This is a genomic window from Paraburkholderia sprentiae WSM5005, assembly GCF_001865575.2.
GTDB lineage: Bacteria > Pseudomonadota > Gammaproteobacteria > Burkholderiales > Burkholderiaceae > Paraburkholderia > Paraburkholderia sprentiae.
The window spans coordinates 1,112,540-1,125,070 of the sequence record NZ_CP017561.2; the positions used below are offsets into that span (position 1 = coordinate 1,112,540).

The 12,531-nt window shown below is 63.3% G+C and carries 13 protein-coding genes and 1 tRNA gene; 7 read left to right on the forward strand and 7 right to left on the reverse strand.

Annotation, left to right across the window (positions count from 1 at the left end; genetic code table 11):
- Positions 1–158: 158 nt before the first annotated feature.
- From BJG93_RS05205 to BJG93_RS05230, 6 genes are all read right to left on the reverse strand, one after another.
- Positions 159–413 (reverse strand): (2Fe-2S)-binding protein, encoded by a 255-nt coding sequence (locus BJG93_RS05205; RefSeq protein WP_027197271.1) that lies wholly within the window; start codon positions 411–413, stop codon positions 159–161.
- A gap of 173 nt (positions 414–586) precedes the next feature.
- A complete protein-coding gene (gene murI, locus BJG93_RS05210) occupies positions 587–1,480 on the reverse strand; it encodes a glutamate racemase (protein WP_027197272.1) in 894 nt (297 codons plus the stop codon).
- Between the two features lie 84 nt (positions 1,481–1,564).
- Positions 1,565–2,044, reverse strand: a complete 480-nt coding sequence (gene bfr / locus BJG93_RS05215) for a bacterioferritin (protein ID WP_027197273.1) — start codon at positions 2,042–2,044, stop codon at positions 1,565–1,567.
- Positions 2,045–2,243: 199 nt separating this feature from the next.
- Positions 2,244–3,767 (reverse strand): fumarate hydratase, encoded by a 1,524-nt coding sequence (locus tag BJG93_RS05220; protein WP_027197274.1) that lies wholly within the window; start codon positions 3,765–3,767, stop codon positions 2,244–2,246.
- Between the two features lie 52 nt (positions 3,768–3,819).
- Positions 3,820–4,389, reverse strand: a complete 570-nt coding sequence (locus BJG93_RS05225) for a TIGR00645 family protein (RefSeq protein ID WP_027197275.1) — start codon at positions 4,387–4,389, stop codon at positions 3,820–3,822.
- A gap of 203 nt (positions 4,390–4,592) precedes the next feature.
- Positions 4,593–5,495 (reverse strand): DMT family transporter, encoded by a 903-nt coding sequence (locus BJG93_RS05230; protein WP_027197276.1) that lies wholly within the window; start codon positions 5,493–5,495, stop codon positions 4,593–4,595.
- 372 nt (positions 5,496–5,867) lie between these two features.
- On the opposite strand from BJG93_RS05230, the gene acs reads away from it, so the two are divergent.
- From acs to BJG93_RS05265, 7 genes are all read left to right on the forward strand, one after another.
- On the forward strand, positions 5,868–7,850 hold the full coding sequence (gene acs, locus BJG93_RS05235) for an acetate--CoA ligase (protein ID WP_027197277.1): 1,983 nt from the start codon (positions 5,868–5,870) through the stop codon (positions 7,848–7,850).
- Between the two features lie 157 nt (positions 7,851–8,007).
- Entirely contained in the window at positions 8,008–8,436 is a 429-nt protein-coding gene (locus tag BJG93_RS05240) for a DUF4212 domain-containing protein (RefSeq protein WP_027197278.1), read from the forward strand.
- A gap of 4 nt (positions 8,437–8,440) precedes the next feature.
- A complete protein-coding gene (locus BJG93_RS05245; RefSeq protein ID WP_027197279.1) occupies positions 8,441–10,459 on the forward strand; it encodes a sodium:solute symporter family protein in 2,019 nt (672 codons plus the stop codon).
- Between the two features lie 70 nt (positions 10,460–10,529).
- A tRNA-Ser gene (locus BJG93_RS05250) sits at positions 10,530–10,620 on the forward strand.
- Positions 10,621–10,875: 255 nt separating this feature from the next.
- Positions 10,876–11,457, forward strand: a complete 582-nt coding sequence (locus BJG93_RS05255) for a hypothetical protein (protein WP_231337435.1) — start codon at positions 10,876–10,878, stop codon at positions 11,455–11,457.
- A 29-nt stretch (positions 11,458–11,486) separates the two neighbouring features.
- A complete protein-coding gene (locus BJG93_RS05260) occupies positions 11,487–11,813 on the forward strand; it encodes a hypothetical protein (RefSeq protein WP_231337436.1) in 327 nt (108 codons plus the stop codon).
- Positions 11,814–11,823: 10 nt separating this feature from the next.
- Positions 11,824–11,973, forward strand: coding sequence for a hypothetical protein (locus BJG93_RS05265; RefSeq protein WP_231337437.1), 150 nt, complete (start codon positions 11,824–11,826; stop codon positions 11,971–11,973).
- 171 nt (positions 11,974–12,144) lie between these two features.
- Here the strand turns inward: BJG93_RS05265 and BJG93_RS05270 are convergent, their stop codons facing one another.
- On the reverse strand, positions 12,145–12,531 hold the full coding sequence (locus BJG93_RS05270) for a Na+/H+ antiporter subunit G (protein WP_027197280.1): 387 nt from the start codon (positions 12,529–12,531) through the stop codon (positions 12,145–12,147).

The following is a 12,531-nucleotide window of genomic DNA, read 5'->3' on the forward strand; positions in this document are numbered from 1 at the left end:
GCTGACGGCAGTGGGATACGCAGTACGGTGTGCTGCGGTTGTTTTGCAGAGAGGCGGCACATTCAATGTCGCATTCAGCGAGACAACAAATGCAGGTGAGGCATAAGGGCTTCTGGACGCACCGGGCACGGCTCGCGCCGCGCCTGCACAAGCTGAACTCAGGCTGCCTTGCGCTCGTAGAACGTGACTTGCACGACTTGTGCGACGCTCTGCACCTGCTGAGGCTCGACTACGCCGCAACGGCTCGCGCAGACGCCGCTTTGCAGCATCACGTCGCGCACGGATTCCTCGCATTTGCCGCAGCACGACGCGACGCCGAGTTCAAACTGCAACTCGTCGAACGAGTCGATGCCGTCCGCAATCGAGGAGCGGATTGTGCGGTCGGAAACGGATTTGCAGACACAGACGATCATGGCAGGGCGTCATAGCTAACGTTAATGCGAATTATTATCATTCTGTTTGGTCGCATTGGCAAGCGTCCTGCGCGATTTTTTGTAACAAAACCAGTCTCTTAGAATGGATTTCGTCGGAGGGCAGGTCGGCAGCACGCTGCGAGCTGGCGCGTGACGCGCGTCGCTCCCAACTTCTAGGCGACCTGGGAATCCCGTGCGGCGGCGCAGGTGCGGGGAGATGAAATCAGTACCTGTTCGACCGCGGCCTCGATCTGCAGCAGCGTGGCCGCCAGTTGCCGTTGGCGGACGCCGTCGTCGGTGGAGTAGAAGCGCGGCAGCGGTGGGCGCGCGGCCGGCGTGGCGGAGCGCAGTCCGTGCTGCTCGAGCACGCGTTCGAGCTGACGCGCGATCGCCACGCTCGTGTCGATCAGCGCGAGCCGCTCACCGACGATGTCGCGGATCGCCGCATCGAGAAACGGGTAATGGGTGCAGCCGAGCACCAGCGTGTCGGCGCCCGCGTCGAGCATCGGTTCCAGGTAGCTGCGCAGCAATGCGCGCAGCTCGGCCGAGCCGACGTCGCAGCGCTCGACCGCCTGCACGAGCCCGTGGCCAGGCTGGCACAAAAAGCGACAATCGGCGGCGTAGCGTTCGAGCAGCCCCTGGAAGCGGGCGCTGCGCAGCGTCGCTTGGGTCGCCAGCACGCCGGCGACGCGGCTTTTCGATTGCAACGCGGCGGGCTTCACGCCCGGCTCGACGCCGACCAGCGGAATCGGCAGCTTGTCGCGCACCAGCGCGATCGACTGTGCGGTCGCCGTGTTGCACGCGACGACGAGCGCCTTCGCGCCTTGTGCGGCCAGCCACGCGCCGATGGCCAGCGTGCGGTCGGCGATGAAGTCGTCATCGCGCTCGCCGTAGGGCGCGTAAAGCGAGTCGGCGACATACAGTAGCGCCTCGTCAGGCAGTTGCGCGCGCACCGCGCGCAGCACCGACAGCCCGCCAAGCCCCGAATCGAAAATACCGATCGGCGCCTGCGACGCGGCGCCAGCGGCAACACTGCAAACAGTCGGTGACGGCGATGGGGCGGGCATAGGTGAAGAAAACGAGCGTGACGTGGCGGTCGGAAAAAGGTGAAGCCGTGCCGCTACCATGCGGAATGCTTCAGCGCGTTTCGATCAGGATTCGACCGAGCCCATTGCGCTTTGCTGGTAGTTCTGGATGCCGACCTTGTCGATCAGATCGAGCTGCGTTTCGAGCCAGTCGATGTGCTCTTCGGTATCGTCGAGAATCGTCGTGAAGATTTCGCGCGAGACGAAATCGCGCACCGATTCGCAGTACGCAATCGCTTCCTTGCAGGTGTTTTGCGAAATCTGTTCGAGCTTCAGATCGCATTCGAGGATCTCTTTGGTTTCCTCACCGATCAGCAGCTTGTGCAAGTCCTGCAGATTCGGCAGACCGTCGAGCATGAAGATACGTTCGATCAGCATGTCGGCATGCTTCATTTCGCCGATCGACTCGTCGTACTCGTGCTTGCCGAGCTTGTCGAGGCCCCAGTGGCGGTACATCCGCGCATGCAGGAAGTACTGGTTGATCGCGGTCAGCTCGTTCTTGAGCTGCGCGTTCAGGTATTCGATGACCTTCTTGTCGCCTTGCATGTTATTTCCTTTTTCGGGGACCTTGAATTTCCAACAACAATAAACGCCATGCCCAAAAAAGCCAAGAAATCCGACGCGAGTTTTTGGCGGTATTGCGGCTTCGCACGCCATCTCGTGCATGCCTGATGCGCGGCAATAGAAAAGCCGGGACAGCTGTCCCGGCTTTTCTACCGGCCTGAGTGGCGCCGATCGCCAGTCATCAAGCCGTGGCGACCGGAATCTTGCCGATCTTGGCTTGCCATTCCTTCGGGCCGGTCTGGTGCACGGAGGTGCCGTTCGAATCGACGGCGACCGTGACCGGCATATCCTGCACGTCGAACTCGTAAATCGCTTCCATGCCAAGGTCTTCGAACGCGAGCACCTTCGCGCTGCGGATCGCCTTCGACACGAGGTACGCGGCGCCGCCGACGGCCATCAGGTACGCGGCCTTGTGCTTCTTGATCGCCTCGATCGCGACCGGGCCGCGCTCGGCCTTGCCGATCATGGAAATCAGGCCCGTTTGCGCGAGCATGGTCTCGGTGAACTTGTCCATACGTGTCGCGGTGGTCGGGCCTGCCGGGCCGACCGCTTCGTCGCGTACCGGATCGACCGGGCCAACGTAGTAGATCACGCGGTTCGTGAAGTCGACCGGCAACTTCTCGCCCTTCGCGAGCATGTCGGCGATGCGCTTGTGCGCGGCGTCGCGGCCCGTCAACATCTTGCCCGACAGCAGCAGCGTCTGCCCCGGCTTCCAGCCCGCCACCTGTTCCGGCGTCAGCGTGTTCAGATCAACGCGCTGGCTGGTTTCGGTGTTCGGTTCCCAGTGCACCTTCGGCCATGCATCGAGCGACGGCGCTTCGAGCTTCGCGACGCCCGAGCCGTCGAGCGTGAAGTGCGCGTGGCGCGTCGCCGCGCAGTTGGGGATGATCGCGATCGGCTTGGACGCAGCGTGCGTCGGCGCGGCCATGATCTTGACGTCGAGCACGGTTGACAGGCCGCCGAGGCCCTGCGCGCCGATACCGAGCGCGTTGACTTTCTCGTGCAACTCCACGCGCAGCTCTTCGATCCAGTCCTTCGGGCCGCGCGCGATCACGTCCTGAATGTCGATCGGGTCCATCAGCGATTCCTTCGCCATCAACATCGCTTTTTCGGCGGTGCCGCCGATGCCGATGCCGAGCATGCCCGGCGGGCACCAGCCCGCGCCCATCGTCGGCACGGTCTTCAGGATCCAGTCGACGATCGAATCCGACGGGTTCAGCATCGCGAACTTCGACTTGTTCTCCGAGCCGCCGCCCTTGGCCGCCACCTGCACGTCGACCTTGTCGCCCGGCACGATCTCGTAGTGGATCACGGCCGGCGTGTTGTCTTTGGTGTTCTTGCGCGCGCCTTCGGGCGGGCTCACGATCGATGCGCGCAGCACGTTGTCCGGGTTCAGGTAGCCGCGGCGCACCCCTTCGTTGATCATGTCGGTGACGCTCATCGTGGCGCCGTCCCAACGCACGTCCATGCCGACCTTCACGAACACCGTGACGATGCCGGTGTCCTGGCAGATCGGGCGCTTGCCTTCGGCGCACATGCGGCTGTTGGTCAGGATCTGCGCGATCGCGTCCTTCGCTGCGGGGCTCTGTTCGAGCTCGTACGCGCGCCCAAGCGCTTCGATGTAGTCGAGCGGATGGTAATAGCTGATGTACTGCAACGAATCAGCGATGCTCTGAATCAGGTCTTCCTGTTTGATGACGGTCATGGCTAGCTCAGTGGGGAGGGGGCGCTTGTTGTCGGATCGCAGCGCGGTGCGGTCAGTCTTGCGCCTTCATGGGAGTGGAAAGCTTGGTGCCGCCCACGGCGTGCAATGCCGCGGACTCTTCGACATGTTTGGGGTGGGTGTGCGTAGTGAGGCGGTCGACGAGCGCCATCACGAGCGCCGATACGAGGAACGCGACGTGGATGATCACCTGCCACATGATGGTGTGCGTCGTATTCTGGTCGGGGCTGATGAAGGTCTTCAGCAGATGGATCGAGGAGATGCTGATCAGCGCCATCGACAGCTTCACTTTCAGCACGCCGGCGTTCACATGATCGAGCCATTCCGGTTCGTCCGGATGACCGTCGAGGCCGAGTCGCGACACGAACGTTTCATACCCGCCGATGATCACCATGATCAGCAGGTTCGAGATCATCACCACGTCGATCAGGCCCAGCACGACGAGCATGATGCTGGTTTCGTCGAGCTTCATCGAGTCGGTGACCAGATGCCAGACTTCCTTCAGGAACAGCACCACGTAGACGGCCTGCGCGACGATGAGCCCGAGATACAGCGGTACCTGCAGCCAGCGGCTCATGAAAACGAGGCGGGGAAGCGCGCGCATCGGGCGGCGCGGACGGGCGGAGGCGGGTCGCGAAGCGGACATAGGCAACGGTCAGATGAAGCGCGGGTGACGGGAACACGGGCCAGGCGCCGACGGCGGTGCGGGGCGCGGCCATCGAAGGGTCGCGAGACTCGCGACAGGCGCGCTATTGTACAGCGTTGGTCGAATCTGCTGCCGCGCGGCCGGCAGCGCACCCGCCACGCTTACGATGCGGCCGGCGGCACGCGGCGCGCCTTCAGGCTCGCGAGGCCGATACCGGCGATCACGCAGGCGAGCGCGATGCCGTGCGCGAGCGTGGGCCGCTCGCCGAGGAACACGATGCCGTAGAGCGCCGCGGCGACCGGCAACACCGCGCTGAACACGCCGGCGAGACCGCCGGGCACGTGTCGGATGCCCTTCATCCACAGCCAGAACGAGAAGATGCTGGCCGACAGCCCGTACCACAGCACCAGCATCCAGACGCTCGACGGCACCGCGCGATAGTCGAAATGCGCGAGCGCGCCGGCGCCGAGCGGCAGCATCAGCAGCAGGCCGAACAGATGCGTATACGCGCAGATGTCGATCGGCGCGAGCGTTTGCGTGAGGCGGCGCGACAGGATGATGTACAGCGATTCGCAGCACACCGCGCCGAGCACCATGAAGTTGCCCGCAAGTGAGCCGGTGGCGGCCGTCGCATACGCGCCCGCTTCGACGTGCGCGACATTGATGACGACCACGCCGACGATCGCCAGCACGATCGACGCGAGCGCGCGGCCATCCGGGCGCTCCTTCAGGATCAGCCACGACAGCAGCGCGACGACCGCCGGAATGGTGCTGGTGATTACGCCAGCCGCGACCGCGCTGGTACGCGCGACGCCGTTGAGCATCAGCAGCGTGAAGCCGAAGGTGCCGAACAGCGCCTGTAAAAACAGGCCGATCCATTCGTCGCGGTTGACGCGGCGTAGTTTGCTCACGCGCAAGAGCGGCCATAGCACGGCCATCGCGATCACGAAACGCAGCAGCGCGAACAACGGGACGGGGACGAAGGCGACGATGGATTTACCGATTCCGACGTTGCTGCCGACGAGCAGCATCGAGGTAATGAGAAGCAGGGCGTAGCGATTCAAGCTGGAGTCCGGACGGCTAGTTCAGTTAGCATTGTAAAAGGCCGTGCGAGAGAGCGTAAAGGCGCGTGGCTCTCGTCTGATCAACGCCTGAGCGCGTCGATGGCTGACGCGATCTAAGGGTTTTCGCTTGCGGATCAGCGCGATGCGCGTAAGTGGCCGGTAAGTTGCTGCACTTATGGTTAAGCGTCAACGCGGGATAGGACTGAGCAGGCGCCCGCACGCAGGGATGCTGCGATGCCGCACGCACGCGTTGGACGGCATCGCGAGGTAGGAGACAGCGCCGCTCGTGGGCGGCTCGAACAGGATCAGGCCCGCGCGCGCGCCGCGCGCCGGTACAAGGTTTTAGGTTTCATCTTCACCAAGGGGTTGTCGATGTCTGCGATTGAATCGGTTCTTCAGGAACGCCGCGTTTTTCCGCCCTCCACCGACTCCGCGAAGGGTGCCACGATCTCCGGCATGGACGCGTACCGGGCGCTCGCCGCCGAAGCGGAGCGCGACTACGAAGGCTTCTGGGGGCGTCTCGCGAAGGAGACGCTGAGCTGGCACAAGCCGTTCACGAAGGTGCTCGACGAATCGAAGGCGCCGTTCTACACGTGGTTCGAAGACGGCCAGCTGAACGCGTCGTATAACAGCATCGATCGTCATGTCGAGGCCGGCAACGGCGGGCGCGTCGCGATCGTGTTCGAAGCCGACGACGGCACCGTCACCAACGTCACCTATCAGGATCTGCTGCAACGCGTATCGCGCTTCGCGAATGCGCTGAAAAAACGCGGCGTGAAGAAGGGCGACCCGGTCGTCATCTATATGCCGATGTCCATCGAGGGCATCGTCGCGATGCAGGCATGCGCGCGCATCGGCGCCACGCACTCGGTCGTGTTCGGCGGTTTCTCGTCGAAGTCGCTCAACGAGCGGCTCGTCGACGTCGGTGCGGTCGCGCTGATCACTTCCGACGAACAGATGCGCGGCGGCAAGGCCTTGCCGCTGAAGACCATCGCCGACGAAGCGCTCGCGCTCGGCGGCTGCGAGAAGGTCAAGAGCGTGATCGTGTACCGGCGCACCGGCGGCAAGGTCGCGTGGGACGCAGCACGCGACCTGTGGATGCACGAGCTCACGCAGGGCGAGTCGGACCAGTGCGCGCCAGAATGGGTCGACGCCGAGCATCCGCTCTTCATCCTCTATACATCGGGCTCGACCGGCAAGCCGAAGGGCGTGCAGCACAGCACCGGCGGCTATCTGCTGTGGGCCGCGCAAACGCTGAAGTGGACCTTCGACTGGCGTCCCACCGACGTGTTCTGGTGTACCGCCGACATCGGCTGGATCACCGGTCATAGCTACATCACGTACGGACCGTTGACGCTCGGCGGCACCCAGGTCGTGTTCGAAGGCGTGCCGACCTATCCGGATGCCGGACGCTTCTGGCAGATGATCGCGAAGCACAAGGTCACGCTGTTCTACACGGCGCCTACCGCGATCCGCTCGCTGATCAAGGTGTCCGAGGCCGACCCGAAAGTGCATCCGAAGAGCTACGACCTGTCGACGCTGCGCATCATCGGCACGGTCGGCGAGCCGATCAATCCGGAAGCGTGGGTGTGGTACTACGAGAACGTCGGCGGCGGCCGTTGTCCGATCGTCGATACCTGGTGGCAGACCGAGACGGGCGGCCACATGATCGCGCCGATGCCGGGTGCGACGCCGCTCGTGCCGGGTTCATGCACGCTGCCGCTGCCTGGCATCATGGCCGCGGTCGTCGACGAAACCGGCCAGGACGTGCCGAACGGGCAGGGCGGCATTCTGGTGATCAAGCGCCCGTGGCCGGCGATGCTGCGCAATGTGTGGGGCGACCCGGATCGCTACAAAAAGAGCTATTTCCCCGACGAGCTCGGCGGCAAGGTTTACCTGGCCGGCGACGGCGCGGTGCGCGACAAGGAGACCGGCTACTTCACGATCATGGGCCGTATCGACGACGTACTGAACGTATCGGGCCATCGTCTCGGCACCATGGAGATCGAATCGGCGCTGGTCGCCAATCCGCTGGTCGCGGAAGCGGCCGTGGTGGGCCGCCCCGATGCGACGACCGGCGAGGCGGTGTGCGCGTTCGTCGTGCTCAAGCGCGAGCGTCCGCAAGGCGAAGAGGCCGTCAAGCTCGCGAACGAACTGCGCAACTGGGTCGGCAAGGAGATCGGTCCGATCGCGAAGCCGAAGGACATCCGCTTCGGCGAGAACCTGCCGAAGACCCGTTCGGGCAAGATCATGCGTCGTCTGTTGCGTTCGCTCGCGAAGGGTGAGGCGATCACGCAGGACGTATCGACGCTCGAAAATCCGGCGATTCTCGACCAGCTCGGCGAGTCGATTTAAAGCGTTGCAAGCGGGTCTGCGCGAGCCGCGGCGGTGTGTCGATCGACACGCCGCCGGGCGCGCCGGGCAGACCTGTCGTTCGCGCGGCGGTCTTGCATCGTGGCGTCGCGCGGACAATCCCAATTGCCTCGCCGATGCCTTTTTGATACATAGGCGCATGGCCGCGCCACACCTATCCTCCCACGCTACCTTGAACCCCCCGCCCGAACCGCCGCCGGTCTCGGCGGCGATGGCGCTCGCGCATCGCAAGTACTGGCGTTTCAACCTCGCGCTGATCGCGACGCTGATGACGCTCGGCTTTTTCGTCTCCTTCGTCGTGCCGATGCTGGCACCGGCGCTCGCGCAGGTGCGCGTCGGCGGCTTCAGTCTGCCGTTCTACTTCGGCGCGCAAGGGGCGATTCTGATCTACCTCGCGTTGATCGTCGTCTATATCGTGCTGATGCAGCGCGCCGATCGTCGGTTGCAGCGCGCGTTCGAAGTGGATTCGCAGCGCGATGCCGCAAGCGGTCCCGCCGCGGATTCCCCGAGCCGCGCGAACGATGACGTCAAGGCCGGCGCCGACACGCCGGCCGTGCGCGGACGCTGAGCCCATGAAGCGCACGCATCGGCTGATTCGCTCGTACGTGCTCTATACGCTCGCGTTCCTGCTGTTCGTGTACGTGATGTGGCGCATCGAGCGTAGCACCGGCCCTGGAGTCTGGATCGGCTACGTGTTCCTGTTCGTGCCGATCGCGGTGTATGCGGTGATCGGCGTGCTGTCGCGCACGTCCGATCTGGTCGAATACTACGTGGCGGGGCGGCGCGTGCCGTCGGCGTTCAACGGCATGGCGACCGCGGCCGACTGGCTGTCGGCCGCGTCATTCATCGGCCTTGCCGGCTCGATCTACGCGACTGGCTACGACGGCCTCGCCTACGTAATGGGCTGGACCGGCGGCTACTGCCTCGTCGCGTTCCTGCTTGCGCCGTATGTGCGCAAGCTCGCGCGCTACACGATTCCCGACTTTCTCGGCACGCGCTATTCGAGCAACGCGGTGCGCGGCCTCGCGGCGCTTGCGGCGATCCTGTGCTCGTTCGTCTATCTGGTCGCGCAAATCCAGGGCGTCGGGCTGATCGCGACGCGCTTTATCGGCGTCGATTTCGCGGTCGGGATTTTCTGCGGGCTCGCGGGCATTCTGGTGTGCTCGTTTCTGGGCGGCATGCGCGCCGTCACGTGGACCCAGGTCGCGCAGTACATCATCCTGATCCTGGCGATGCTGATACCGGTGTCGATGATCGCGCACAAGGACGGCCTCGGCTGGGTGCCTCAACTCAGCTATGGACGTTTGATGGAGCGCATGGAAGGGCTCGAGAAGCAGGTGCGCGATGCGCCGCTCGAGGCGCGCGTGCGCGACGACTATCGACGCCGTGCCGCGCTGATGCAGCTGCGGCTCGACACGCTGCCGCAATCGTTCGTCGACGAGAAGCAGCGGCTCACGCACGAGGTCGGCGATCTGCGGCGGCATAACGGTCCGTTGCGCGAGATCAAGGAGCGCGAGCGCGCACTCGAACAGTTTCCCCGCGATGCCGCCGCCGCGCAGATCGTCTGGAGCCAGCAGCGCGACGACATGCTGATGCGCGCGACCGCGCCGGTGCCGATGCACGAACCGTTTCCCGCGGTCGGCGACGAAGACCGAAGCACGCATGCGCGTAACTTTCTGTCTCTGCTGCTGTGTCTGTCGCTCGGCACGGCGAGCCTGCCGCACATTTTGACGCGCTATAACACGACCACTTCGGTGGCGTCGGCGCGCCGCTCGGTCGGCTGGACGCTCTTTTTCGTCGCGCTGTTCTATCTGACTGTGCCGGTGCTCGCGGTCTTGATCAAGTACGACATTCTGTCGAATCTGGTCGGGCATCGTTTTGCCGATCTGCCGCAATGGCTGATGCAATGGCGCAAGGTCGAGCCGAGCCTGATCAGCCTCGCCGATACGAACGGCGACGGCATCGTGCGCTGGAGCGAGATCCAGATGCAGCCCGATATGGTCGTGCTCGCGGCGCCTGAGATCGCGGGGCTGCCGTATGTGATGTCCGGCTTGATCGCGGCGGGGGCGCTGGCGGCGGCGCTATCGACCGCGGATGGTCTGCTGCTGACGATTGCGAACGCGCTGTCGCATGACGTGTACTACCACATGGTCGATCCGAACGCGTCGAGCCAGCGGCGTGTGACGATCTCGAAGATTCTGCTGCTGGGGGTCGCGCTGTTCGCGTCGTACGTGGCGTCGTTGAATACGGGAAACATTCTGTTTCTGGTCGGGGCGGCGTTTTCGCTGGCGGCGTCGAGTCTGTTTCCCGCGCTCGTGCTCGGGGTGTTCTGGAAACGTACGACGCGGCTCGGCGCGGTGACGGGGATGGTCGCGGGGCTCGTCGTGTGCATCTACTACATCGTGTCGACGTATCCGTTCTTCACGCAGATGACGGGCTTCACGGGCGCGCGCTGGTTCGGTATCGAGCCGATTAGCTCGGGCGTGTTCGGTGTGCCGGCGGGGTTTCTCGTGGCGATTGGGGTGAGCTTGATCGACCGCAAGGCGGACGCTTATACGATTGCGCTGGTGGACTATATTCGGCATCCGTAGGCCGTTTGCGCGGGGCGTTGGGAGGGGTGTGGCGCGAGGCGCGAAGTTTGCTATAATTCGGCTCCCCGCCGGAGAGATGGATGAGCGGTTTAAGTCGCACGCCTGGAAAGCGTGTATAGGTTAATAGCCTATCCGGGGTTCGAATCCCCGTCTCTCCGCCAGAACGAAACATCAAAACCCTGCAAGTTCAGTGACTTGCAGGGTTTTTGTTTTTCTGGGCTCATCGACACACCTATGCCCCAGTCCGTATTTGAGATGCACTCCGTGGAGCTGTCCTGCCAGCGGCCACCGGGGGCCTGTTATGTCATCTGCGACGAATGGCACTATAAAGCGTGCCTCGGCAAGGCCGCAGACCTTCAGAGGACCAAGGCGGAGACCCGGGAGTTTCTTGACATTGCCCAACTGAATCACAGGGCGTGGCAGAGGACCGGAAACTGATCAGGAATCTCATTGGCAGTCACTGGCTGTTTTTTCATCGCGTACGGGACCGCAACCCTGACGCCGATGGCTGGTGGGTCATCGTCGCGCTTCTCGAGGAGGTGCGCCGGCGTGCCCTGCTTGCCATTAAAGGCCCTCGCGATAGCCTGTTTCCGTCACCCTACCGCAGCACGCCGTTGCGGAATATCGCAGCGAGGGCCGGCAATCGCCGGGACGGCGAATCTGTGCTGTCCGTCCAGTATGACCCGGCCACCTGGCAAGCCCGGTTGAACGCTGCGCGCGCGACCGGGACTGGTGATAGGGGCGCATCAACGCTGCTTGGGGATGCGCCGCCATTCGAGTATCGGCCTTACATGTCTGGCGTGGACGCCGTGCAGATCGCTGGTAGTCAGGAAACAACTCGCAACAATCAGGCACAGAACAAACAAACCGATGGCATCGCTCGAATTTTGCGCCTAACGCCGCGTCAATCCCGGCAGCTTCACGACGACATTACCGGTCAAGGGCTCGGGTGTCATGAAATCATGGAGCGCGCGAAAGATATGTTCAACCTGTGGTGATTAACAAGGTCAGAACAGGAGAATTTTTGATGATTGATACACAGAGAGAAATCGGGCATCGTTTGTCGGCGCTTCAGGGCCTGCAATTGAGCAGCGCGAACCGTGCTGCCGATATGCTGACTTTGGGGTTTGGCGATCTGCGGCCCGTCACCAACTTTCGCGGCGTTATCAAGAATGTCGGCGAATGGGCACTCCATATCCAATGCCCCTGGAGGCTAGAGGAAGCGGCTCATGTTGTGGCAACTGAAGAAGATCTCAGCGGGTCCGACGAAACGGCATACGCGACTGCGGATCGCCTTCGAGAACTGCTGGTAGAGCAGCGGACCTTGTATTGTCGACGGCGTGTCGGTAAGTGATGACGGGGGCATGATCGTTTCGCTGTCGCGCGGATTTCGCCTGGTCGTTACCCCGGATCGAATTGAAGGCGCCGAAGACTGGCGATTTTTCGCCCCAGGCGTTGACGCGGCGCATTTTGTGATTAAAGGTGGGGCCGTCGCTCCTGAGTCTTTCGACTAAAAAACAAAAGCCGCCCCGCGCACCGCAGTTCGATCGTCGTTCGCTACGATACCGAGCAAAAAATGCTGGTGTGCAATGCTGTCGCCGAACTACTTAACGAGAGTTGCCAGTTCTTGCACCCGTACGTCGGCCGATGAGGAGGCGTGTTACCGGCGCGAAGGTCGAACAGGTCTACTCCTCGCGCCTCTCCAACAGCTCCCCCGTATCCCCCCGTTCCGCACAAGCCCCCGTAACAGGCGGCCGCCCGCGCGTCGCCCCCGACAACGGCACCCGCTGCTGAATCCCAGCCTTCGCCAGCATATGAGCACTGATCGGCGCGGTAAGAAACAAAAACGCCGGAATCAGCAGTTCGTGCAGACTCGCAAAGTTGTCGTGCGCACTGAAATACACCACCGACGCGAGCACGATGCCGCCAACCCCCAGCGTGGTCGATTTAGTCGGCCCGTGCAGCCGCATGAAGAAGTCAGGCAGCCGCGCGAGCCCGACCGCCCCGATCAGCGTAAACAGGCTACCGACGAGCAGCAGCACGCAAACGATCGTTTCGATAACGGTTTGCAT

Excerpts from the sequence above, each read along its gene's own strand:
- BJG93_RS05205 (WP_027197271.1), bottom strand. The coding sequence starts at position 413 with ATGATCGTCTGTGTCTGCAAATCCGTTTCCGACCGCACAATCCGCTCC.
- murI (WP_027197272.1), bottom strand. The coding sequence starts at position 1,480 with ATGCCCGCCCCATCGCCGTCACCGACTGTTTGCAGTGTTGCCGCTGGC.
- bfr (WP_027197273.1), bottom strand. The coding sequence starts at position 2,044 with ATGCAAGGCGACAAGAAGGTCATCGAATACCTGAACGCGCAGCTCAAG.
- BJG93_RS05220 (WP_027197274.1), bottom strand. The coding sequence starts at position 3,767 with ATGACCGTCATCAAACAGGAAGACCTGATTCAGAGCATCGCTGATTCG.
- BJG93_RS05225 (WP_027197275.1), bottom strand. The coding sequence starts at position 4,389 with ATGCGCGCGCTTCCCCGCCTCGTTTTCATGAGCCGCTGGCTGCAGGTA.
- acs (WP_027197277.1), top strand. The coding sequence starts at position 5,868 with ATGTCTGCGATTGAATCGGTTCTTCAGGAACGCCGCGTTTTTCCGCCC.
- BJG93_RS05240 (WP_027197278.1), top strand. The coding sequence starts at position 8,008 with ATGGCCGCGCCACACCTATCCTCCCACGCTACCTTGAACCCCCCGCCC.
- BJG93_RS05245 (WP_027197279.1), top strand. The coding sequence starts at position 8,441 with ATGAAGCGCACGCATCGGCTGATTCGCTCGTACGTGCTCTATACGCTC.
- BJG93_RS05260 (WP_231337436.1), top strand. The coding sequence starts at position 11,487 with ATGATTGATACACAGAGAGAAATCGGGCATCGTTTGTCGGCGCTTCAG.
- BJG93_RS05265 (WP_231337437.1), top strand. The coding sequence starts at position 11,824 with ATGATCGTTTCGCTGTCGCGCGGATTTCGCCTGGTCGTTACCCCGGAT.
- BJG93_RS05270 (WP_027197280.1), bottom strand. The coding sequence starts at position 12,531 with ATGCAAACCGTTATCGAAACGATCGTTTGCGTGCTGCTGCTCGTCGGT.